Here is a 19,902-nt window from a genome sequence, read left to right as displayed (position 1 = left end):
CATTGTTCGGCAATCTTTCTGATCGGTTATCAGACACTTTCAAGAACCTGCGAGGCAAGGGCAGGCTTTCGGCAAGTGACATCGATGCCACGCTCAGGGATATCCGCAGGGCTCTTCTGGAGGCTGATGTAGCCCTTGAGGTCGTAAAGGACTTCATAGCTGCCATTCGTGAGCGCGCCCTCGGTGATGAGGTTTCTAAGGCCCTGAATCCAGCTCAGCAGGTGGTTCAGATTGTCAATGACGAACTGACCAAGATTCTTGGAAAAGAAAATAAAAGAATTCAATTTGCCAAGTCCCCTCCTACCGTGATCATGCTGGCGGGTCTTCAAGGTTCCGGAAAAACCACCTTGGCAGGCAAGCTTGCAAAGTGGCTAAAAGAGCAGAACCAAACTCCACTTTTGGTGGCGGCTGATTTACAGCGACCAAACGCTGTCACCCAATTGCAGGTTTTGGGCGAAAAGGTTGGCGTACCGGTCTTTGCCCCGGAGTCCGGAAACGGGGTGGGCAACCCGATAAAAGTTGCCAAAGACGCCATTGCCCATGCCAAGAAGGCGCAATTTTCGGTTGTCATCGTGGACACGGCTGGTCGCCTGGGCGTCGACGAGGAAATGATGCAGCAGGCCATCGGCATCCGCGATGCCGTGACTCCAGACGAGATTTTGTTTGTCGTCGACTCGATGCTGGGTCAGGATGCCGTAAACGTGGCGAAGGCATTCAAGGATGGCGTTGGGGTAACCGGAGTCGTTCTAACGAAACTCGATGGCGATTCCAGGGGAGGTGCGGCACTTTCGGTTGCAAACATAACCGGAGCTCCAATTCTCTTTAGTTCCACGGGTGAGGACCTCGATTCATTTGAGCCCTTTTATCCGGAGCGGATGGCAAGTCGAATCCTTGATATGGGTGACGTTGTCAGTCTCATCGAGCAGGCTCAAAAGACCTTCGATGAGGAAGAGTCAAAAAAGCTTGCCGACAAGATAGCCAATGAGGAATTCACACTCCAGGATTTTCTAGAGCAAATGCAGCAACTCAGAAAAATGGGCAGCATGAAGAGCCTGTTGGGCATGCTTCCGGGTGCAGGGAAGATGAAGCAACAGCTCGAGGACTTCGACGAATCCGAAATCGCTAGGACCGAAGCAATTATCTATTCAATGACTCCTTTGGAAAGAGATGGCCCCAAGGTGCTAAATGGATCAAGGCGAATGCGGATAGCAAAAGGCTCTGGCACATCGGTCACAGAAGTAAATCAACTCGTGAATAGATTCGAGCAAGCTGCCAAGGTCATGAAGACCATGTCAAAGGGCGGAATGCCAAATATTCCTGGCACAAATCCGGTCGCGATGGGCGGAGCCGTTGGCGGAGGCTACATCGGCGGGAAAAAAAGCAGCAAGAAAAAGCAGGGCTCTAAAAGCGGAAATCCGGCTAAAAGAGCGGCTGAAAATCAAGGTTTGAGCGTCTCGCAACCCCCCGAATCAAAACCCGGTAGTGCTTTTGGTCTCCGAAACTAGCGAAACTTCATGTTTTCTGGCAGACTTTGACAGTTCGAGCGTCTCGACCCTCTAACGAGACGTAATCGAAAAACCTTAGAGAAACACCAGAGTGTGTCCCCACGCTCACGGTGAAACTCGTCCCAGAAACTCACAGGAGAATTGTGGCCGTAAAGATAAGACTTCAGCGCATTGGTAAAAAGCGCAGCCCTCACTACCGCATCGTGGTAGCCGACTCTCGTACTCACCGTAATGGTCGAGTAATCGAAGAGATTGGGCGCTATGTTCCAACTAACCACCCGTCAATCATTGAGATTCAGTCTGAACGAGCCAAGTACTGGCTATCAGTTGGCGCTCAGCCAACCGAGCAGGCTGCAGTTCTACTAAAGCTCAGCGGTGACATGGCCAATGAGAATGGTGAGTTCAAGAACACCATCAAGCCTCAGGTTGCCAAGACTCCTTTCGTGCCAGACGCAAAGAAGAAGTCAGTTCTTCTTCCAAAGGTCGAGAAGAAGGCACCGGTTGAAGATGCGCCTGCCGCCAAGGAAGTAAAAGCTCCTGCAGCAGAGGCACCATCTGATGCACCAGCAGCAGAAGCACCAGTGGCCGAAACTCCAGTAACCGAGGCAGAGACTCCGGCAGAAGCAGTAGCCGAAGAAGCTCCTGCGGCAGAAGCAGTAGAAGTTGTTGCCGAAGAAGCTCCAGCCGAGGCTCCAGCCGAAGCAGTAGCCGAAGAGGCTCCTGCGGCAGAAGCAGAAGAAGTTGTTGCTGAAGAAGCTCCAGCCGAGGCTCCAGTAGCCGAAGCCGAAGAGCCAAAGGCCGAATAAGCATGTTGCAGGCGACCCTCCAGTTTCTAGTTCGTTCGATTGTCAGCAACCCTGACGACGCCACCGTGGCAACGCGGAAGGTGGGACCGAACGACCTACTGGAGGTGCGCGTGCACCCCGACGACCTGGGTCGTGTAATTGGGAAAAATGGCAGGACTGCGACCGCTCTTAGGACAGTCGTAAATGCTCTTGCAGAGGGCAAGCGCGTTCGAGTAGACGTGGTGGACACCGATTTCTAGTTCCACTGAGCTCCGAGTGGGGCGATTGCTAAAAGCTCACGGTCTCAAGGGAGCTATAAAGCTCGAAATTTACACTGACAGTCCCGAGCAGCGTTTTACACCGGGCGCCGAAATAAAACTTCAGGTACCAGAAGATTCTTCTTGGTTTGGTAAGACCATCGTTGTCAAAGAGCTTCGCATGTACAACAGTTCGCCCGTCCTGTTTATTGAAGGCATAGAAAGCCGCGAAGATGCCGAGGGCCTTATCCGTGCAATTCTTCTTGTTGATCAGCCTCTAGATGAACTCCCTCAAGAACCCGAGGCGTGGTTCGATCATCAACTAACGGGGCTAAAGGTGTTTCGAGACTCCATCGAGATCGGTTTTATTGACCGGGTCGAGCACAAGCCAGCGCAGGATTTACTCGCAATTACAACCGAGAATGGCGAAGTGCTGTTGCCTTTTCTAAAGATTTTTGTTCCAAAGGTTGATATTGATTCGGGTATGGTGGAAATCACTCCGCCCGGAGGGCTTTTCGAACAGTTGGAGACCCCAGCGAATGAAGATTGACGCGATAAGCATTTTCCCGGAGTTTTTTGACGTCCTTGGGCTATCGCTGTTGGGTAAGGCGCAGGATCAGAAAATAATCGGCTTTGAAGCACATGACTTACGCAAGTGGACCAACGATAGGCACCGAACGGTCGATGACTCTCCTTATGGAGGAGGGGCCGGAATGGTAATGAAGCCCGAGCCTTGGGGTGATGCTTTTGATGAAATCATTCCAAAAGATCAAAGGCCAACAATAATTTTCACCACTCCTGCCGGTATCCCTTTCACTCAGAAGCTTGCCGCTGATCTGGCCACAAGATCGCACTTGGTTTTTGCTTGCGGCCGATACGAGGGCATTGATCAAAGAGTTGTGGATCATGCCGGCGGTCAGGCAGAGGTTTTGGAAGTTTCAATAGGTGACTATGTCCTGAATGGCGGGGAGGTCGCGGCAATAGCAATGATAGAAGCGATCTGTCGCCTTATTCCAGGTGTGATCGGAAACGCTGAATCATTGAACGAAGAATCGCATAACTCAGGACTGCTTGAGTACCCCAGCTACACAAAGCCGGCAAGTTGGCGTGGCCTCGACGTTCCGGAAATGTTGCTTTCTGGACATCACGCCGAGATTGAGAAGTGGCGCAAAGAACAATCACTGAGTCGGACCAAAGTAAATAGGCCTGATTTACTCGCTGAATAGTTGCCAATAGTCTTTGCCTGTGAGAGACTTCTAGATGTTCCAATCAGCTCTGCCGCAGGGGAGTCGGAACAAACACATTATTAGAAACTAGCCATTTTGACCTGCGTGCAAGAGGAAAGAATAAAAATGAACATTCTTGATGACTTAGATGCCAAGAGCCTAAGGCACGATATTCCAGACTTCCGAGCCGGTGACACCGTAAAGGTTCACGTAAACATCGTTGAGGGTAGCCGCAGCCGTGTTCAGCTTTTCCAGGGAATCGTAATCGGTCGCTCCGGCGATGGGATTCGCGAGACCTTCACAGTCCGCAAAGTTTCCTTCCAGGTTGGCGTAGAGCGCACCTGGCCTGTTCACACTCCAGTTCTAGAAAAGATTGAGCTAGTTTCGCGCGGAGATGTTCGACGCGCAAAGCTTTATTACTTGCGCAAGCTTCGCGGCAAGGCCGCAAAGGTTCGCGAGAAGCGCGACAACGTCAAGTAGAAAAAGCCCCCATGTCGTTCGACGGGGAATTTCGACCTCGGAAGCTTGGTGCCATGAACGCTTTCAGGCGCAGGTCTCGCCGTTTACGAAAAAATCCGGTCCTAGCTTTCCTTGTCGACTTTGTCGCCATTGTGGGTGTGGCTCTCCTGCTTTCAGTTCTTATAAAAGCCTTTCTAATTAGGTCATTCTTCATACCCTCTGGCTCAATGCTGGAGACTCTCCAGATAAATGACCGAATTATCGTGAACGTGTTGGTTCCAGAAGTGATTACTGTTCAACGCGGTGATGTCGTTGTCTTTCAGGACCCCGGGGGCTGGCTTGGCGTGGTCACCTCGATTGAGAAGCCCGCCATTGAGGAGCTTGGGGACTTTGTTCTAGGAACGTTTGGGATAACTGCTCCAGATTCAGCAGAGCACCTTGTTAAGCGCGTCATCGGCGTTGGCGGAGACGTAATTACTTGCTGTGATGCCGACGGCAGACTAATGGTCAATGGCATTGCTATTGACGAATCATATATTCGGGATGGGGCAAACCCCTCCGACATCGAATTTTCTATAACAGTTCCCGAAGGTTACCTCTGGGTCATGGGCGACAACCGGGGAAATTCAACTGATTCTCGTTTTCATCAGGATCTCCCTTCCAAAGGATTTGTTTCGCTTGATGTGGTCGTAGGTCGAGCCATGTTGGTTAGCTGGCCAGTGGAAAACTGGAGTTACCTGGACAACTACTCGAACACGTTCGATGTCTTACCCAAGCCTTGACCTCGAGCGTGAGCTCCTAAAAACTCATCGCCTTGTAATCGGCATTGATGAAGTCGGTCGCGGAGCGCTTGCCGGACCAGTTGCCGTCGGCGCCTTTGGTCTAAAGGCCGAGGGTCTTGACTCAATGCCAGCCGATTTACGTGACTCGAAGTTAGTAACAGAGAGAAGGCGAGCCCCTTTAGCCCTAGAGGTCGCTAGCTGGGGGCAGCCGAGCGTTGGATACGCCGATGTTCAAGTGATTGAGACAATGGGAATCAACTTTGCTCTTCAAAAGGCCGCTCTAAGTGCCCTAGAAAACTTTGACCTTACGGAGGCGGTTGTGTTGCTCGATGGCAGCCATAACTGGCTAGGGGATATCGGCATTGAGGTGCGAGTAATTGTTAAAGCGGACCGGGATTGCGGTTCGGTTTCGGGCGGTGCAATTAGCGCTAAGGTCGAGCGTGATTCTTTGATGATGAAGCTTGGTCAGGAGTTCCCGGCTTACGGCTGGGAAGGGAATAAAGGATATTCTTCACCTGCCCACATAGCAGCACTGCGTGAAATTGGACCGAGTCATTATCACCGTCTCAGTTGGCTAACGAAGATTCTTGCGGATGACAACGGCTTGTTTTGAGGGTTAGGATTTAGCCCTATGGATGAGAACGAATTTGAGGACTACGACAGGGAAGCTGAACTAGCTCTCTATCGCGAGTATCGAGACGTAGTGAAAATGTTCCGCTACGTAATTGAGACTGAGCGCAGATTTTATCTTGCCAACGATGTGGAACTAAAACGAGTAGACACTGCAACGGATTTCTACTTTGAACTTGCAATGACCGATGTTTGGGTCTGGGACATTTATCGCACCGATCGATTTGTAAAACAGGTTAAAGTCATGACATTTAAAGATGTCAATGTTGAGGAAATCGGCAGTCAAGAATTTGAACTACCGGAAGAATTAGCAGTGGGCGATCAGCCCTAGTTATCAACAGTTTTCAAGGAGTCCCCAGAACTTTGGCATTTTGAATGAGACTCTCCTTTCAAAAGGAGGGTCCATGCATCTAAGCCAAGATCAATTAGATCTAATTTCCTGGTGTTCACTGTCGGAGCCCGGCGATGCTTTGAGCAATTTGATCTGGAATGAATTCGGACCGAAAGCCCTAGAAAGCGTAAAAGAGCAGAAATTCGAAACGTGGCGGGCTTTTATTTCTGAAAGCTTCCCCGAGTATGGGAGTGACCTTGGATCCATGGAAGAGCGAGTTTGTCTTCGGTTACCTTCGGTCAATCCTGATCAGCTTGTCGAGCGCGGAATCCGTTGGAACGCCAAACCAGTTGCGGTCGCATCGCTACCGAGTGTCCATGGCAGGTTTACCGATCTTGGGAATCACGCACCACTTTTATTGTGGGTGGCAGGGGATGAGGGCTTGTTGGAGCAGGAATTCGCCGGGATTGTAGGAACCAGAAAGCCTTCAGCAAAGGGGGCATCAAATGCTAGGCGTTTGGTTGCAAGCTTGCGCATGCCCATAGTGTCAGGTGGCGCCAAGGGAATTGACAGAGCAGCTCATGAAGCAGCTCTTGAAATTGGACTTCCAACGGTCGCAATTATGGCCGGCGGTCTAGACAAGGCGTACCCCATGGAAAACTGGGAACTGTTTCACCGGATAGTGCGATCCGGGGGAGTGCTTATGAGCGAAATGCCTCCCGGAACAGCTCCCACAAGGTTTAGGTTTTTGCAGCGCAACCGCCTCATAGCTGCCATGTGCAGGGAACTCTTCGTAGTTGAGGCTGCCTTTAGGTCTGGCTCCAGGAACACTGCCAATCACGCCAGAGCTCTAGGACGAGAGGTCTATGCTTTGGCGGGTTCTTGGGCGAGCGAGCAAAGTCAAGGCTGCAACACAATGATTCAAGAGGGGTTGGCTAAGCAGCATGTTCTTGATGAACTCATAGAAATTGAGCCCTCGTGGATTGAAAAGCGAGTTGAAGATGCCATTCGAGCAGGAGCAAAAACTCCAAGTGAAATAGCGATGGAGTCTGGACTCGACCTCAAGCAAGTAAAAGCCAGTATGTCGATGGCAGCGAAGACTTACAGTTAAGCGCAGATCTTTGGCGTCCAAGAACCCTCTGAAAAGGTGTGAGCGGGAGTAGTGTTTCGAGATTCTCCCTTTACTCTGGAGGCATGCAGAATCTCAACCAGGACCTAGCTCAGTTTCTAGAGCAGCTAAAGGCGCGTGGGGTTTCTGCAAACACCCAGAAGGCCTACAGCTCTGACATCAACGACTTGCTAGTTTTTTTGTCCGACACAAAACAGTCCCTAGACCTTGAGGCACTCAGAAGCTGGCTTTATCGAATTTCCGAAGCGGGCGGGTCGAAGGCAACACTGGCAAGAAAAACCTCGGCGATTAAAAACTTCACTGCTTGGAGGGCTGATTCTGACCTCGCTGATCAAGACCCGGCATTGAGGCTTCGTTCTCCAAAGCTAGACCGGCCATTGCCGAAGGTGGCGTCAGAGCTCTCATTGAGCGCGGTATTTGATCGAATGGCGTCTCAGGCAACTCAAGACAATCCAGTCGGTCTAATGAACCACTGTGCTGTCGAGCTTTTGTATGCAACCGGCATGAGAGTGAGCGAGCTAGCAGGGTTGGATTTATCGGACATAGACCACGAGCGACAGCTACTGAGGGTCACCGGTAAGGGTAATAAGCAGCGAATGCTGCCCTACGGTCTGAGAGCGAAGGACTCGATCGAACGCTGGATCAGGTTTGGAAGACCGGCTGTTGAAGCACCGACCTCGCCAGAGTCTCTGCTCTTGAGCTCGCGGGGCAGAAGAGTTGGAGTTCGCCAGCTTTATGACGTTGTCGCAAGTCAACTGGAGACCACCAACCTCGGGTCCGCAGGCCCACACACACTTCGGCACTCGGCTGCGACTCACCTTTTAGACCACGGGGCCGACTTGAGGGCCGTGCAGGAGATACTTGGGCACGCTTCCTTGGCCACCACTCAAATTTACACGCACGTTTCAGTTGAGCGGTTGCGTTCCTCATTTGAACAAGCGCACCCTCGCGCATAGCTCGGCTCGAAAGCAAACTTGGCAAAGTACTACCAAAGTTTATGCTCCCTAATCCTTAGGGAGAAAAAGGTATTTGAAAGTCGTTGCTCATGAGTCACTGCTTCCGTGAAGACAGCAACCGGGCAGTAGTTATAACTTCAGAAAGCTGGGCATAAGAGTGCCCAGAAAGAGCTCCGGGTTTAGGTAGCCGCGGTCACTTCTCACAGAAAAATGCACGCAGCTTTCACAGTGAGATTCAAAGTCTTCGTTGATTGAGCAAAACTTGCCAAGCTCCTGTCCTCGTCGAACGAAATCTCCCGGCAGCAATGAGGAGCATATTTGCTCAAAGCTAAGCAGGTACCCACTGCTAGTTATGATGTTCCGATCTACTACTGGCCCCGAGAAAGTTACCAGTCCTGAAGTTGGTGCCAAAACACTTTGCTCAGCTTCCAGGACGAAATCCAGCCCTCGATGTCCCGAGCCATAAAGAGAGACCGGAGCTGAAAATTGGTGTTCGACTTGGAAAAAGGGAATGGGTTTTGCCCAGATTTCTGGAGGACGAAACTCTTGACTTGCGAGGGTTATCAAGGTCGAAAGAATTGCCAATAATCTAAACATGACTCGAGATTGGCAAAAAGGTCCGCAGTGATTGATGAATGCCTAATTGCACTGGAAAAACAAGGACTTTGTTTGGTATGCTAGTAACACTCTCAATGCTTCGGTATTGAGTGAATTCGCGTGTTCCAATCAATTTGATAACTCGGTCCTAGAAATAGGTGCTGTCAAATGGAATGCCAGGGATGAGGCCAACCGGTCGAATCATGAAACTGAGTGGATGCTTCGGTGTCCAAAAGGAGGGCCAATTGGCCACGATCACAATGCGTCAACTCTTGGACGCGGGAGTCCACTTCGGTCACCAGACCAAGCGATGGAACCCAAAGATGAAGCCTTTCATCCTTACGGACCGTTCCGGCATTTACATCATCGACCTGCAGCAGTCGGTCAAGCACATTGACGATGCTTACAACTTCGTTCGCGATCTAGTTGCTAATGGCGGATCCGTGATGTTCGTTGGAACTAAGAAGCAGGCTCAGGGAGTTATCTCCGCCGAGGCTATTCGCGTTGGGCAGCCGTACATCAACCAGCGTTGGTTGGGTGGACTACTAACAAACTTCAACACTGTAAACAAGCGTATCCAGCGTCTAAAAGAGCTTGACACCATGGATTTTGAAGACGCCAGCAAGTCGTCATTCACCAAAAAAGAACTACTAATTTTCCGTCGTGAGCGCGACAAGCTAGAGAAGTCACTTGGTGGAATTCGCAACATGGCGAAGACTCCGAGTGCACTTTGGGTGGTTGACACCATCAAGGAGCACCTAGCAATCACAGAGGCCAAGAAGCTAGGCATCCCTGTGATCGCAATTCTTGATAGCAACTGTGACCCGGATGATGTAACCATCGGAATTCCAGGTAACGACGACGCTATTCGCTCAATCGAGATCTTGACCAAGGTGATTGCTGACGCAGCAGCCGACGGCATGATTGCTCGTCACTCGAAGGACGAGGCTCAGGCTGAGCCTCTAGCTGAGTGGGAACGCGAATTGCTAGAGCAGGGTAAGGCAGAAGCCACCGAAGTTGTGGCCGAGGCTCCAGTGACTGAAACTCCAGAAACCGAAGCTCCAAAGGCAGAGGCCAAGAAGCCAGCAGTTAAGAAGGCAGAGACCAAGAAACCAGCTGCCGCTGAGACTGAAGAGGCACCAGCTGCCGCTAAGACTGAAGAGGCACCAGCTGCCGCTAAGACTGAAGAGGCACCAGCTGCCGCTGAGACTGAAGAGGCACCAGCTTCAACTGAGGAGCCAACCCCAGCCGTAGAGGCAGACACAGACAAGAAGGACGCATAACATGGCGAACTACACAGCCACGGACGTAAAGGCTCTGCGAGAAAAATCGGGAGCCGGGATGATGGATTGCAAGGGCGCTCTAGACGAGGCCGACGGAGACATCGAGAAGGCGTTTGAAGTCCTGAGACTCAAGGGTCTCAAGGGAGTGTCAAAGCGCGAAGGTCGAACGACCTCAAACGGTCTTGTCGTTTCTCGAATTGCTGGTGGAACAGCAGTGATGATTGAGCTTGCATGCGAGACCGACTTTGTTGCAAAGGCGGAGAACTTCGTTACCCTTGCCGACCAGGTTGCAGATGCGATCTCTGCTGCTGGCGCAACCTCCATTGAGGCTGCTCTAGAGGCACCGCTTGGCGACAGCACAGTTTCTGCGTCGATCATCGACAAGGCGGCAATCATGGGTGAAAAAGTAGAGCTTAGAAGGGTTGAGGTCATCTCAGCACCTGGTCTCGATACCTACATGCACCGCACTAGTCGCGATCTTCCGCCGCAGGTTGGGGTTGTACTTGGCTACGAGGGCAGCGATGCAGACACTGCTCATGATATCGCCGTGCACATTGCCGCTTTTAGCCCAACTTACCTTTCACGCGAGGATGTACCGGCTGAAGTTGTGGCCAAGGAGCGCGAAATTGCCGAGGAGACCGCTCGTAATGAGGGTAAGCCTGAGGCAGCTCTGGCGAAGGTAGTTGAAGGGCGAGTAACCGGCTTTTTCAAGGAGACCTGTCTGCTCGACCAGCCTTTCGCAAAGGACAACAAGCAGAGCGTTGCTCAGGTGGCTAAGGCTGCCGGATTGACCGTGACTGGCTTCCTAAGGTTGCGCGTAGGCATTTAGTTCAAGAAATGATCAACGGGCTCGGTCAATGACCGGGCCCGTTTCTTGTTTGCGCCCTAGTATTGGAAAGGAAAAACGTCGTGATACCTGGAGGGCTAATTGGAGACTAAGAAAAGAAGAGTTCTTCTTAAGCTTTCCGGAGAAGCCTTCGGAGGCGGTGGACTGGGGGTAAACCCAGACGTGGTTGCTGCAGTTGCCAAGAAAATCGCAGACGCGGCTAAAGAAGTAGAGATTGCAATTGTCGTTGGCGGCGGAAACTTCTTTAGGGGTGCTGAGCTTTCTAACCGCGGCATGGATCGCGGGCGAGCTGACTACATGGGCATGCTCGGCACTGTTATGAACGCGTTAGCCCTTCAAGATTTTATAGAACAGGCTGGTGCCGATGTTAGGGTCCAGACTGCCATTTCCATGGCTCAAGTCGCTGAACCCTACCTACCATTGCGAGCAATCCGGCACTTGGAAAAGGGTCGAATAGTTATTTTTGGTGCGGGAGCGGGTTTGCCGTATTTCTCCACTGACACTGTTGCCGCGCAACGTGCTCTTGAGATCTCTGCGGACGAGGTGCTTGTGGCTAAAAACGGCGTAGATGGCGTTTACTCATCTGATCCACACAAGAACCCAGAGGCCAAGAAGCTTAAGGAAATCAGCTATCAGGATGCGCTGGTTCAAGGAATAAAGGTTGTAGATTCGACAGCATTTTCGCTCTGCATGGACAATAAAATGCCGATGCGAGTATTTGGAATGGATAATATTTCGGCTGCGCTCTTGGGAAGCGAAGTCGGCACCCGGGTTCGAGCATAGGCAAATAGGAGCAGATGAGATGATTTCAGAAATTTTGGCAGAGGCCACAAACAAGATGGACAAGGCTTTGGAGTCGACCAAGGATGACTTTGCATCGGTCAGGACGGGTAGGGCCAACCCCGGAATGTTCCAGAAGGTGATGGTCGACTATTACGGAACTCCAACTCCACTGACGCAGCTCTGCGGTATCCAAAACCCAGAAGCTCGCTCAATAATCATTAATCCCTACGACAAGACCGCGTTACCAGCCATTGAAAAGGCCCTAATGGCGATGCCGAATCTTGGAGCACAGCCAAATAACGACGGCGAAATTATTAGGATCAACCTCCCGGAGCTAACCGAAGAGCGAAGAAAAGAATACGTTAAGTTGACTCGCGACAAAGCAGAGCACGGTCGAGTTTCAGTTCGAGGAATTAGAAGAACTGCAAAGGAAGCCCTAGAGGCAGTCAAGAAAGACGGCGGTGCCGGTGAGGACGAGGTTGATCGTGCTGAAAAAGAACTGGAGGCACTAACCAAAGCCCACACCGACAAGATTGATGATGCGTTGAAGAACAAGGAAGCAGAACTGCTAGAGGTTTAGATGGCATCGGCTAAAACTAGAACCTTAGGGCCGCGGTTAGCGGTCGGTTTTGGCCTTGGCGCGGTTCTATTGCTGTCTTTGCTTCATCCCCTAGCTTTTACGTTGCTGGTGGCGGTCGCATCCGGGTTCGCTGCGGCAGAATTGAGCGTTGCAATGCGTTCAGCCGGTTGGCATGTACCGAGGTTGGTTGCTCTCTTGGCACCGGGGATAGTTATCAGCACTTATTTCCTGAGCGCTGAAGGCCAGTGGCTCGGGTTGCTTATTTCGACTTCTCTTTTGGTCGTTTGGAGAATAGCGACTCTGATTTACACCTCCAACAAGCAGTCTTTCAAGCAGACCCTTCGAGATTTTGGGGGTACTGCTTTTGTTCTTGTCTACGTGCCCCTGCTTTTGAGCTTCTCAATCCAGCTTGTCTTGGAGCCAGTTGGAGTGCAGTGGGTTCTCGGGCTTGTCCTCACGGTTGCCATAATCGATACCTTTGGCTATCTAATTGGAAGGTTTTTTGGAAAAACCAAGCTTTCTCCTGAAATTAGCCCAAAGAAAACTTGGGAGGGCCTTGCGGCTTCAATTTTTGGGGCTTTTGTGGGTGGACAAGTTCTTGTGTTAATCACACCGGCATCATTTTTGTTTGGCCTTGTCTTTGGAGCAGCAATTTTATTGAGTTCTGTGTTGGGCGATCTTTCCGAGTCGCTAATAAAGCGGGACTTGAATGTGAAAGATATGGGTAAAGTTCTGCCCGGTCACGGTGGAGTGCTGGACCGCATTGACTCTTTGATTCCATCCTCCTTTGTGGCTTATCTCATGAGTCAGCTAGTGTTTTGACTATGTTTCCAAAGAGCCAGTCAGATCTAATGGGGTATCAGCCTGATCAAGTAGACGCGCTGCTAACGCGGATCAAGATTCAGTTTGAAGCCGCCGGCAGAAGTCTCATTACTTCTTCCATCGTCTCTGTGTCGAGATTTGATCTTGTACCTGGGGGCTACCAAATTATGGCTGTAGATAACACTTTGGCTAGGCTCGGCGACTCTCTTGAGGCAAGGGAGGTAGCTGAAAGAATGCTCAGGTTTGGTAAATCCCCTGTTCTGACTCAACTAAATCACTTGCTTTTCGAGATTGCTCAGGTGTTGGGCAAGAACCCCAATGAGCGTTTCTCAGGGCAGAAAAACGGCTACTCGAAATCTCAAGTAGCTGAGCTAATGAACTCCATCAGAGTAAACCGGGGCAAACTGGTCTCACCATTGCCCCTAGAAGTCCGAACTTGGTCACTTGGGTCAGCTAGATCGGGCGTCTCGAGGTCAGAAGTGAACGCTTTTTGCGACCTGGTTGCTAGCGCTGGCCACCGGCAAATCGCTCTGGGCTAATTGCCCCAAAGCCAAACCCCTAATAGGCTTGTCTTTCCTTGAGGAGCAAATTGGCAAAACATCGATCGAAGGCAACATACCCGCTGACAAGCGTCGGCATGGGTTTTGTTTTCGTGTCCGCACTGGTCATGGTGACAGCGGTTGATCCCTACTCGGGTGCCTTTGCCTCTGCTAGTTCAATGCAGAGTTTCGAGAGCGAAGAGATGGAGTACCAGCAGCTCACAATTCAGTCCATTCCCGGCGACGGTTTTGGTCGAGGTGAGTTCGAGCTTGTAGATGGAGCGACCGCGCTCAGGCTCGTAGTTAGGAACGCTCCGACTCCGGATCCTGATAGCGCAAAGGGGTTCGCCCTAGGAGAAACTAAGGCCAGGGGCTGGGAATACACGCAATTCTCTTGCTTGGTAAAGCTCTGGGAGCGAGAGAGCAATTGGAGACTAACCGCCACCAATAAATCATCTGGCGCCTATGGGATTCCGCAGTCACTGCCTGCTTCCAAGATGGCATCGGCTGGTGCCGATTGGCGAACAAACGCTGAGACTCAGATTAAGTGGGGCTTGGGCTACATTGAGGGGCGCTACGGCTCACCTTGTGCTGCCCTTGCCCACTCCGACAGTCACAACTGGTACTGATGGTTGGTCGTAGACCTCGTCGAAATGCTGCCAAGCGGGAGTATCGTGAGTTAGATTTTTCAACGATTCGCACTACCTTGCCGCACTCGGAAATAAAGCGCGGCGTGGAATTTCAAGTTCAGCAGAGCTCGGGTGCGAACGCTGAGGAGGGCAAAAGCTGGAAGTGTCCCGTCTGTCAAATTGAGATTGAGCAAGGTCTTGCCCACACGGTTGCCTGGGATCTGCATCGTGGAGTGGAGACCAGAAGGCACTTTCACAAGCACTGCTGGAAGTTGTTTGATGGGATGCTGACCTAGTGGAAGAGATTCGCTCCTCGACCGTTCTTCCGGGCTTTCGCGAAGACATTGAGCTTTATACCAGCGATTCTGAAGTGCTTGTCGGAGAATTGTCCATTCCTGCTGTCGGCAAGCCGGTGACGACTTTGATAATGCTTCACCCATTACCTACTCACGGCGGTTTCATGGACTCGCATTTGATTAGGAAGGCAGCCAACCGTTTGCCAGCGCTAATTGGGGCAGCTGTGCTTAGATTCAACACCAGAGGCACCTCATCGCCCAGGGGCACCTCTTCGGGCCAGTTTTCGGATGGCGTGTCAGAGAGTGCGGATGTATCGGCCGCAGTGAAGTTCTGTCTAGATCGGGGCCTTCCGACACCTTGGCTGGTCGGCTGGTCGTTTGGAACTGAGCTTGCAATCAAATACGGACCAGATTTTGAGATCATGGGAGCAATATTGCTCTCGCCACCGCTTCATCGAGCAACCGATAGTGACCTTTTGCGTTGGAATGAGTTTGGAAGACCACTTATTGCGCTGGTTCCTGAACTAGACGAATACCTCGATCCAGTAGCTGCTGCTTCCAGGTTCGCCATTGTTGATCACGCTGAGGTTTTTGGATTTGATCAGGAAAAGCATCTTTGGGTCGGAGAAAAAGCGACAAAGAGAGTCTTGGATAAATTAGCCGAAGTCACAGTTCCAGGAAGCTCTCCACTCCCCACTAGTTTCTAATTTTTCTGTCCCTAGCGCAGTTGCTGCCTAGGCATCCAAACCTCACGAACGATTAGCAAGATTGATGCCGCAACCGGGATAGCAATAACCGCTCCTAGAACACCCATGAGTGTTCCTCCCATTAGGGCAGCGATAACAACGAGGGCTGCCGGGATTGAAACAGCTTTCTTCATGATCCTCGGAGCTATTAGATATGCCTCTAGCTGCAGGTAAATCAAGTAGTAAATAACCGCAATAAGTGCCAGCTGCGGGCCTTCAATCAGGGTCACCGTAATGACGATAATGGCCGATGAAAGTGGTCCAATTAGTGGGATTAGGGAGATCGTAAAGGCCAAAAGGGTCAAAAGTAAGGCGAACGGTGCATTGATTATGGTCAGAAATATAAATAGGCTGGTCGCGTGAATCAGGCTGACGGATGTTTGGCCCATAACCCAGCGACCGACCGAGTAGGCGATCTGGTCGGTTATTTTACGGAAGCGCTCGCGCTTAGAAGCCGAGGAAAGCTTTGCAAGGTAGTCCTTCATTCCTTCAAGCGAGGCCATGAAGTAGAGGGTGAGAATAACTACAACGACGACGCCGACCACGCCGGATATGACTCCGATTCCAACCTGCAGTACTCCTCCAAGAAGCACCGGCCAGTTTGCGGAATTACTTATGAAATCGAGGCTTGAGCTCGTGGCGGTTGTGATTGCGCCACCCAGCTGGCTATCCCAACGGGTTATCAGATCAGTCGTAACCAGGCTGGTTGCAATATCTGGTATCTGCTCGATTAGCTTTGCTGCTTCTCTCACGGCCGTTGGGATGATCGCCCAAAGTATTAGTGCGACAGCTCCCAAAAACACAATGACAACTAGGCCAACCGCAAGCGGGCGAGGAACCTTGCGCTTGGTCAAGGACCTTACGACCGGATCAAGACCTAGCGCTAGGAATAATGCAATGCCTATGTAGGTCAAAACCGTGGCAGTCTGAGAAATAGCGGCGCCGATAATTATTGCCGTGAGCACCCCGAGTCCGCCGGTCAGTCCAATCTGGAATGAGTTGGTTACTCTTGCGCGCTGTTCCATCTATTCCTCCGGAGAATCAGTGTTGGTTACCAAACTACGCAGGTTTTTCAAATAAAGCTCACCTGAACGCACACGATTCTCAATATTCTTCATGTGCAGTTCCCTGGCCTTCTCAAGCTCGGCGATGCTGTCAAGGGCCTTGGCATTTATCTCAGCCGCCTCTAGATCGGCGGCGTGAACTATTGCCTCGGCCTTACTCCTTGAATCAGAAAGAATCCGACTCTGGGCTTGACCGGCTTCCATCTCAAGGGCTTGAATTTCCAGTCGAATAGTAGAAATCGTTTTTTTCAACTCAGTCAGGTCGTTCTTGGCAGACTCTAGATAGCTCTCGGTCTGGTGAACGGCCTCGTTGTGCTTTTCTAAATATTCTTTCTCGGCAACTCTTCTGCGGGTTTTGAATTTCGATTCCAAATCCGCTATAGCCAGATCCTTTGCCGCTTGCTCTATTCCAAGTTGTTCAAGATTAAGAAGTCCTTGCCCGGCAATTTTTGCATCTAGCTCGGCCTTCTTGGCCTCAACTTCGCGCCTTGCCGTTGTCTTGAGAGAAGCAACTTCCGTGGCGGCCTGTCCGCGCATCCTCGCAACCTCTAGTTCAATGTCCCGCAGCTTGTCCTTAGCCTCGGTGGTTGCCTTCATTAGAAGCAGTTCGGCGTCGTGTTTTGCACCGGCAATTCTTCGGGCTACTCGTCTTTCCGCGGCTGTAATTTGATCTTGATAAACATCTTCGGCATTTTGCGCAATCCGCTTGGCTTCCTGAGTGGCAGATTCGATGAGCTCCTGGGCTGTCTCAGCCGCTGCGCTCTCAATCTCTCGGGCAGTGGTCTCTGCACGAATAAGAAGCTCTGCGGCCTCGGCTCCAAGGCTTGAAAAACTCGGGGCCATCGTTCCGATCAGCTTTGCTTCGGACTGTGCAAGTTGAGCAAGAGCCCGTTGAAGTGCCTCTGAGTTTTCTGCCGCCTGCTCTTTGACACGGACAAGTTCCGAGTTGAGGGCGTTTAGCTCGCGCTCGACTGCCTCCGGGTCATAGCCTCGCTTGCTGGTCTCGAAGCGATTAAAATCAGATGGCAAGTTGAATCCTCGGTTGAATAGTAAACTTTCGTGGCTACCCAAGTGTACTCGGAGCTGGTTTATGCGTTTTTGGATCGCCCTATTTGTCTTTGTGACAGGGCTGGTTTCCAGCGCCATCGGGTTCACCAACCAACTTGAAAATCAGCCAATTAGCGTTATCAATGCGTCCGCCTCGCTTACTCAGCCGGCCAGTTACGTTCTAATCCCAAACGCTGTACTTAGCGCTTATGAGGGCGAGAACTCGGTGTTTGCAATTGGCGACGGTGCTGTGTTTATGGCAGCTGGTCGACAGTCAGACATCGTGGCTTGGCTCGGTGATTCTGCCTACGTGGAGATGAGGCTATCCGTGGATAAGACAAACCAAATCGCAAGCTTGGTGGAAATTGAGAGACCAGGGGCCGGCGAGTTGGATGATCCAGTTGGTGCGGACATTTGGAAAACAGAAATTTTGAGTAATGGAACCGCTCTTTTACCCATTGAGTTGAACAACGAAGTTGCGGTCCTAGTGGCATCAACCGGAATAGAGCTGGCTCCTAGGACACTTCGCGTTACCTGGAAATTAGAGGAAACTGAAGCTCCGATCGCGCCAATTACTGGCATAGGTCTAGTGATCATGCTCGTGGGTGCGCTGTTAGGACTTTACGCAGCATTTGTCTACGGAAAGAAGTTTAGAAGTCGAAGAAATACTCGAGGCCCTAAAAGGCCCAAGCCTCCCAAGCCCAAGAGGGCAGCGTCTCAGGCGGGCAATGGGCCTTTGACGAGTAGAAGAGCTCAAAGGGGCATGAAATATGTTGGCTTAGCTTTGTCGGTGGGAATGCTAGCCGGCTGCGTGCCGGATTATCAAAACCCAATCATTTCGCCCAAACCTCTCGAGCAGCCGGGTGTCCTGACTGCAACTCTTGATAGTTCTCAGCTTGAAAGAATTTTGAGCGAGATCTCCGAGGTAGTCGCGGTTGCAGATGCCACTCTGGATAGAGAGTCCCTCGAGGTTAGGGTTACGGGCCCCGCTCTGGAAATTCGCAGAGCCGCCTATGCACTGGCAGCGAAGAGCACGGACTCTTCAGTTGCTCCAACGAAAATTCTTTCTGGCCCAGTGCAACTATTTTTGCCCGGGGCAACCGACACTTGGCCAAGAAATACCATTGTTGTGACAGGAGAAGACTCCCTACAGGTCATGGTCTTACGTCAAGAGTCTCCGCGAGATGATTACAAGCTCTATCAATACTCCGACTTGCTTCCGAACATCAGCTTCCCGGAGGTGCCGGCCGAGATAGTCGGGGCTAATGCCCTCAAGGAAGATAACAAGTTCTTGTCTATGGACCCGGCTTCCCTTGTTGAGGGCCTAGGTAATCTTTTGAATCGCGGTTTTGATTCTCCGTGGGCACTTTTGATAGATCCGGACAATCAGTATGTTTCAGATGTTTCAGCTGTTCAGCTAGGCCTCCAAGAAACTTTGAGCAATGCGAATTTGAGCTTTGAGCATGCTTTGTCTGAAAGCCAGCCCGTCATTCTGGCGAACTCCGAGGGCGGCGCGCTGGTAGCGCTTTACATGATCGACACCTACACGATTATTCCCAAGGAGCCCGGTGACGCCGTTGCAATCACTGGCGATGAGTCGATTTTGCTGGGCACTGGCGGCAGTGCAACTGGGATTGAGACTAAATACGGTGCGATGCTGCTATTCAACGTCCCAGCGTCTGGCTCTGATGAACGCGCAACTCTGCTCGGTGCCACCCAGCAGCTTCTCTCAGCGCTAACCTTGGGCGGGTAATGAGTAATTTCGGAGCTATGGATCTTTCGGGTCTGGCCAATAAGGCAACGCCACCGGCTGGCACTGCTATTACCGGCTGGCTCGTCCCCGGTGATGAGCCAACGCTGAGGCGCTATCTAACGCTGTCTGAAACCACTCCGGTGTTGATGCTGGTCTCTGACCAGTCTGAGGCTTCTGTGAGGCTAAGAGCTGCCGTTTTAGCGGTCCTTGAGTCCAGCCAAGGCCGTTTCGCCGGCATAGACATCGATATCACTTCAAGCCCTCAGCTGGCTCAGGCCGTTGCTGTTGACAAGGCACCCGCGATGCTCGCTATTTTGGCGGGGCAACCGGCGCCCTTGTTTCAGGGTGAGGCGACTAAAGAGCAGCTACTAAGCGTGCTGGGCCAGGTGTTGGAGCTGGCTGGGGAAAAGAACATAACCCAGACCGTCAGCGTCCAGGGCGGTGCGGCACCTGAAAAACCACTTGCCCCGGAGCACTTAGATGCAGTCGCGGCAATTGACAGAGGTGACCTACCAGAAGCCAAGAGGCTATACGAAAAGCTAATTGTTGAATACCCAAATGACTCAGATGCCACGGCAGGCTTTGCCCAGGTGAATCTCATGCTGAGACTTGCGGCAAAAGATCAAACTGGGACGCTGGGTCCGCTGTTCTATGAAGCCGATCAGTTGCTGATTGCTGGAGATGCTCGCGGCTCACTTGCGCTGCTGCTTGATAGCTTTGAAATCGAATCCGATGCTCGCGATCAAATTCGCGACCGGTTGCTAGAAATGTTTATCCTGATCGGTGATAGCGACCCAGAAGTCGTGCAAGCCAGGCGAAGACTGGCAACGCTGCTGTTCTAGGCATCAGTCTTTTT

The 19,902-nt window shown here is 51.5% G+C and carries 24 protein-coding genes and 1 pseudogene; 22 read left to right on the top strand and 3 right to left on the bottom strand.

From position 1 onward, the window contains the following. The first annotated feature begins 2 nt into the window (after positions 1 to 2). The 11 genes and pseudogenes from ffh to IMCC13023_RS05735 all read left to right on the top strand — a co-directional run bounded on the left by ffh (position 3) and on the right by IMCC13023_RS05735 (position 8,060). Positions 3 to 1,505: a signal recognition particle protein gene (ffh, locus tag IMCC13023_RS05785; RefSeq protein ID WP_007542263.1), complete on the top strand. Its 1,503-nt coding sequence runs from the start codon at positions 3 to 5 to the stop codon at positions 1,503 to 1,505. A gap of 143 nt (positions 1,506 to 1,648) precedes the next feature. Next, positions 1,649 to 2,056: pseudogene (gene rpsP / locus IMCC13023_RS07410) on the top strand (30S ribosomal protein S16); the annotation flags it as partial. 257 nt (positions 2,057 to 2,313) lie between these two features. Continuing rightward, positions 2,314 to 2,550: a KH domain-containing protein gene (locus tag IMCC13023_RS05775; RefSeq protein ID WP_007542261.1), complete on the top strand. Its 237-nt coding sequence runs from the start codon at positions 2,314 to 2,316 to the stop codon at positions 2,548 to 2,550. A 16-nt stretch (positions 2,551 to 2,566) separates the two neighbouring features. Further along, positions 2,567 to 3,097: a ribosome maturation factor RimM gene (rimM, locus tag IMCC13023_RS05770; RefSeq protein WP_007542260.1), complete on the top strand. Its 531-nt coding sequence runs from the start codon at positions 2,567 to 2,569 to the stop codon at positions 3,095 to 3,097. After that, entirely contained in the window at positions 3,087 to 3,773 is a 687-nt protein-coding gene (trmD, locus tag IMCC13023_RS05765; protein ID WP_007542258.1) for a tRNA (guanosine(37)-N1)-methyltransferase TrmD, read from the top strand. The genes rimM and trmD overlap by 11 nt, the downstream gene beginning before the upstream one ends. Positions 3,774 to 3,899: 126 nt before the next feature. Continuing rightward, entirely contained in the window at positions 3,900 to 4,253 is a 354-nt protein-coding gene (rplS, locus tag IMCC13023_RS05760) for a 50S ribosomal protein L19 (protein ID WP_040325274.1), read from the top strand. 11 nt (positions 4,254 to 4,264) lie between these two features. After that, positions 4,265 to 5,014 carry a signal peptidase I gene (gene lepB / locus IMCC13023_RS05755; RefSeq protein WP_007542241.1) on the top strand — a complete coding sequence of 250 codons (750 nt, stop codon included), beginning with the start codon at positions 4,265 to 4,267 and terminating at the stop codon, positions 5,012 to 5,014. Beyond that, positions 4,995 to 5,627: a ribonuclease HII gene (rnhB, locus tag IMCC13023_RS05750; protein WP_007542240.1), complete on the top strand. Its 633-nt coding sequence runs from the start codon at positions 4,995 to 4,997 to the stop codon at positions 5,625 to 5,627. The genes lepB and rnhB overlap by 20 nt, the downstream gene beginning before the upstream one ends. Positions 5,628 to 5,645: 18 nt before the next feature. Continuing rightward, a complete protein-coding gene (locus IMCC13023_RS05745; protein WP_007542236.1) occupies positions 5,646 to 5,975 on the top strand; it encodes a DUF2469 family protein in 330 nt (109 codons plus the stop codon). A 73-nt stretch (positions 5,976 to 6,048) separates the two neighbouring features. Then, entirely contained in the window at positions 6,049 to 7,086 is a 1,038-nt protein-coding gene (dprA, locus tag IMCC13023_RS07080; protein ID WP_007542228.1) for a DNA-processing protein DprA, read from the top strand. 83 nt (positions 7,087 to 7,169) lie between these two features. Then, entirely contained in the window at positions 7,170 to 8,060 is an 891-nt protein-coding gene (locus tag IMCC13023_RS05735) for a tyrosine recombinase XerC (RefSeq protein WP_007542227.1), read from the top strand. Positions 8,061 to 8,189: 129 nt separating this feature from the next. On the opposite strand, the gene IMCC13023_RS07460 is transcribed toward IMCC13023_RS05735, so the two are convergent. Then, positions 8,190 to 8,657: a M23 family metallopeptidase gene (locus IMCC13023_RS07460; RefSeq protein WP_081478865.1), complete on the bottom strand. Its 468-nt coding sequence runs from the start codon at positions 8,655 to 8,657 to the stop codon at positions 8,190 to 8,192. A gap of 245 nt (positions 8,658 to 8,902) precedes the next feature. Between IMCC13023_RS07460 and rpsB the strand changes: the two genes are divergently transcribed. The 9 genes from rpsB (at position 8,903) to IMCC13023_RS05685 (ending at position 15,143) form a co-directional block, all read left to right on the top strand. After that, the gene (gene rpsB, locus IMCC13023_RS05725) at positions 8,903 to 9,940 is read left to right on the top strand and encodes a 30S ribosomal protein S2 (RefSeq protein WP_040325456.1); all 1,038 of its coding nucleotides are present in this window, start codon (positions 8,903 to 8,905) and stop codon (positions 9,938 to 9,940) included. A 1-nt stretch (position 9,941) separates the two neighbouring features. Further along, positions 9,942 to 10,769 carry a translation elongation factor Ts gene (tsf, locus tag IMCC13023_RS05720; protein WP_007542224.1) on the top strand — a complete coding sequence of 276 codons (828 nt, stop codon included), beginning with the start codon at positions 9,942 to 9,944 and terminating at the stop codon, positions 10,767 to 10,769. Between the two features lie 99 nt (positions 10,770 to 10,868). After that, positions 10,869 to 11,570, top strand: a complete 702-nt coding sequence (gene pyrH, locus IMCC13023_RS05715; RefSeq protein WP_007542219.1) for a UMP kinase — start codon at positions 10,869 to 10,871, stop codon at positions 11,568 to 11,570. 19 nt (positions 11,571 to 11,589) lie between these two features. Further along, positions 11,590 to 12,150 carry a ribosome recycling factor gene (gene frr, locus IMCC13023_RS05710; protein WP_007542217.1) on the top strand — a complete coding sequence of 187 codons (561 nt, stop codon included), beginning with the start codon at positions 11,590 to 11,592 and terminating at the stop codon, positions 12,148 to 12,150. Continuing rightward, on the top strand, positions 12,151 to 12,972 hold the full coding sequence (locus IMCC13023_RS05705) for a phosphatidate cytidylyltransferase (protein ID WP_007542215.1): 822 nt from the start codon (positions 12,151 to 12,153) through the stop codon (positions 12,970 to 12,972). Further along, positions 12,969 to 13,511, top strand: a complete 543-nt coding sequence (locus tag IMCC13023_RS07075) for a hypothetical protein (RefSeq protein WP_157775978.1) — start codon at positions 12,969 to 12,971, stop codon at positions 13,509 to 13,511. Before IMCC13023_RS05705 ends, IMCC13023_RS07075 begins: the two co-directional genes overlap by 4 nt. 50 nt (positions 13,512 to 13,561) lie before the next feature. Beyond that, a complete protein-coding gene (locus tag IMCC13023_RS07405) occupies positions 13,562 to 14,140 on the top strand; it encodes an aggregation-promoting factor C-terminal-like domain-containing protein (RefSeq protein ID WP_249859725.1) in 579 nt (192 codons plus the stop codon). Continuing rightward, the gene (locus tag IMCC13023_RS07455) at positions 14,140 to 14,436 is read left to right on the top strand and encodes an Rv1322 family protein (RefSeq protein WP_007542211.1); all 297 of its coding nucleotides are present in this window, start codon (positions 14,140 to 14,142) and stop codon (positions 14,434 to 14,436) included. Before IMCC13023_RS07405 ends, IMCC13023_RS07455 begins: the two co-directional genes overlap by 1 nt. Beyond that, positions 14,436 to 15,143: an alpha/beta hydrolase gene (locus IMCC13023_RS05685; protein ID WP_007542210.1), complete on the top strand. Its 708-nt coding sequence runs from the start codon at positions 14,436 to 14,438 to the stop codon at positions 15,141 to 15,143. The genes IMCC13023_RS07455 and IMCC13023_RS05685 overlap by 1 nt, the downstream gene beginning before the upstream one ends. 11 nt (positions 15,144 to 15,154) lie before the next feature. Here the strand turns inward: IMCC13023_RS05685 and IMCC13023_RS05680 are convergent, their stop codons facing one another. Together IMCC13023_RS05680 and IMCC13023_RS05675 are read right to left on the bottom strand one after the other, a co-directional pair. Then, positions 15,155 to 16,207 (bottom strand): AI-2E family transporter, encoded by a 1,053-nt coding sequence (locus IMCC13023_RS05680; protein ID WP_007542209.1) that lies wholly within the window; start codon positions 16,205 to 16,207, stop codon positions 15,155 to 15,157. Further along, positions 16,208 to 17,275, bottom strand: a complete 1,068-nt coding sequence (locus IMCC13023_RS05675; RefSeq protein WP_040325271.1) for a coiled-coil domain-containing protein — start codon at positions 17,273 to 17,275, stop codon at positions 16,208 to 16,210. It abuts the gene before it with no gap. A 61-nt stretch (positions 17,276 to 17,336) separates the two neighbouring features. Between IMCC13023_RS05675 and IMCC13023_RS05670 the strand changes: the two genes are divergently transcribed. Further along, positions 17,337 to 19,046, top strand: a complete 1,710-nt coding sequence (locus IMCC13023_RS05670) for a DUF8094 domain-containing protein (protein ID WP_007542207.1) — start codon at positions 17,337 to 17,339, stop codon at positions 19,044 to 19,046. After that, the gene (locus IMCC13023_RS05665) at positions 19,046 to 19,888 is read left to right on the top strand and encodes a tetratricopeptide repeat protein (protein WP_081478864.1); all 843 of its coding nucleotides are present in this window, start codon (positions 19,046 to 19,048) and stop codon (positions 19,886 to 19,888) included. Before IMCC13023_RS05670 ends, IMCC13023_RS05665 begins: the two co-directional genes overlap by 1 nt. The last annotated feature ends 14 nt before the right edge of the window (positions 19,889 to 19,902 follow it).

Source organism: Candidatus Aquiluna sp. IMCC13023 (assembly GCF_000257665.1).
Lineage (GTDB): Bacteria > Actinomycetota > Actinomycetes > Actinomycetales > Microbacteriaceae > Aquiluna.
Note: the sequence above shows the minus strand (reverse complement) of the source record. Positions and strands in the feature narration are given on the sequence as shown.

What these genes read in the sequence shown, in the direction of transcription:
- rplS (WP_040325274.1), top strand. Translation starts at nt 3,900, where the DNA reads ATGAACATTCTTGATGACTTAGATGCCAAGAGCCTAAGGCACGATATT.
- IMCC13023_RS05680 (WP_007542209.1), bottom strand. Translation starts at nt 16,207, where the DNA reads ATGGAACAGCGCGCAAGAGTAACCAACTCATTCCAGATTGGACTGACC.
- IMCC13023_RS07460 (WP_081478865.1), bottom strand. Translation starts at nt 8,657, where the DNA reads ATGTTTAGATTATTGGCAATTCTTTCGACCTTGATAACCCTCGCAAGT.
- IMCC13023_RS05665 (WP_081478864.1), top strand. Translation starts at nt 19,046, where the DNA reads ATGAGTAATTTCGGAGCTATGGATCTTTCGGGTCTGGCCAATAAGGCA.
- IMCC13023_RS05775 (WP_007542261.1), top strand. Translation starts at nt 2,314, where the DNA reads ATGTTGCAGGCGACCCTCCAGTTTCTAGTTCGTTCGATTGTCAGCAAC.
- IMCC13023_RS05745 (WP_007542236.1), top strand. Translation starts at nt 5,646, where the DNA reads ATGGATGAGAACGAATTTGAGGACTACGACAGGGAAGCTGAACTAGCT.
- frr (WP_007542217.1), top strand. Translation starts at nt 11,590, where the DNA reads ATGATTTCAGAAATTTTGGCAGAGGCCACAAACAAGATGGACAAGGCT.
- IMCC13023_RS05735 (WP_007542227.1), top strand. Translation starts at nt 7,170, where the DNA reads ATGCAGAATCTCAACCAGGACCTAGCTCAGTTTCTAGAGCAGCTAAAG.
- IMCC13023_RS07455 (WP_007542211.1), top strand. Translation starts at nt 14,140, where the DNA reads ATGGTTGGTCGTAGACCTCGTCGAAATGCTGCCAAGCGGGAGTATCGT.
- rnhB (WP_007542240.1), top strand. Translation starts at nt 4,995, where the DNA reads ATGTCTTACCCAAGCCTTGACCTCGAGCGTGAGCTCCTAAAAACTCAT.
- lepB (WP_007542241.1), top strand. Translation starts at nt 4,265, where the DNA reads ATGTCGTTCGACGGGGAATTTCGACCTCGGAAGCTTGGTGCCATGAAC.
- dprA (WP_007542228.1), top strand. Translation starts at nt 6,049, where the DNA reads ATGCATCTAAGCCAAGATCAATTAGATCTAATTTCCTGGTGTTCACTG.
- trmD (WP_007542258.1), top strand. Translation starts at nt 3,087, where the DNA reads ATGAAGATTGACGCGATAAGCATTTTCCCGGAGTTTTTTGACGTCCTT.
- IMCC13023_RS05705 (WP_007542215.1), top strand. Translation starts at nt 12,151, where the DNA reads ATGGCATCGGCTAAAACTAGAACCTTAGGGCCGCGGTTAGCGGTCGGT.
- tsf (WP_007542224.1), top strand. Translation starts at nt 9,942, where the DNA reads ATGGCGAACTACACAGCCACGGACGTAAAGGCTCTGCGAGAAAAATCG.
- IMCC13023_RS05670 (WP_007542207.1), top strand. Translation starts at nt 17,337, where the DNA reads ATGCGTTTTTGGATCGCCCTATTTGTCTTTGTGACAGGGCTGGTTTCC.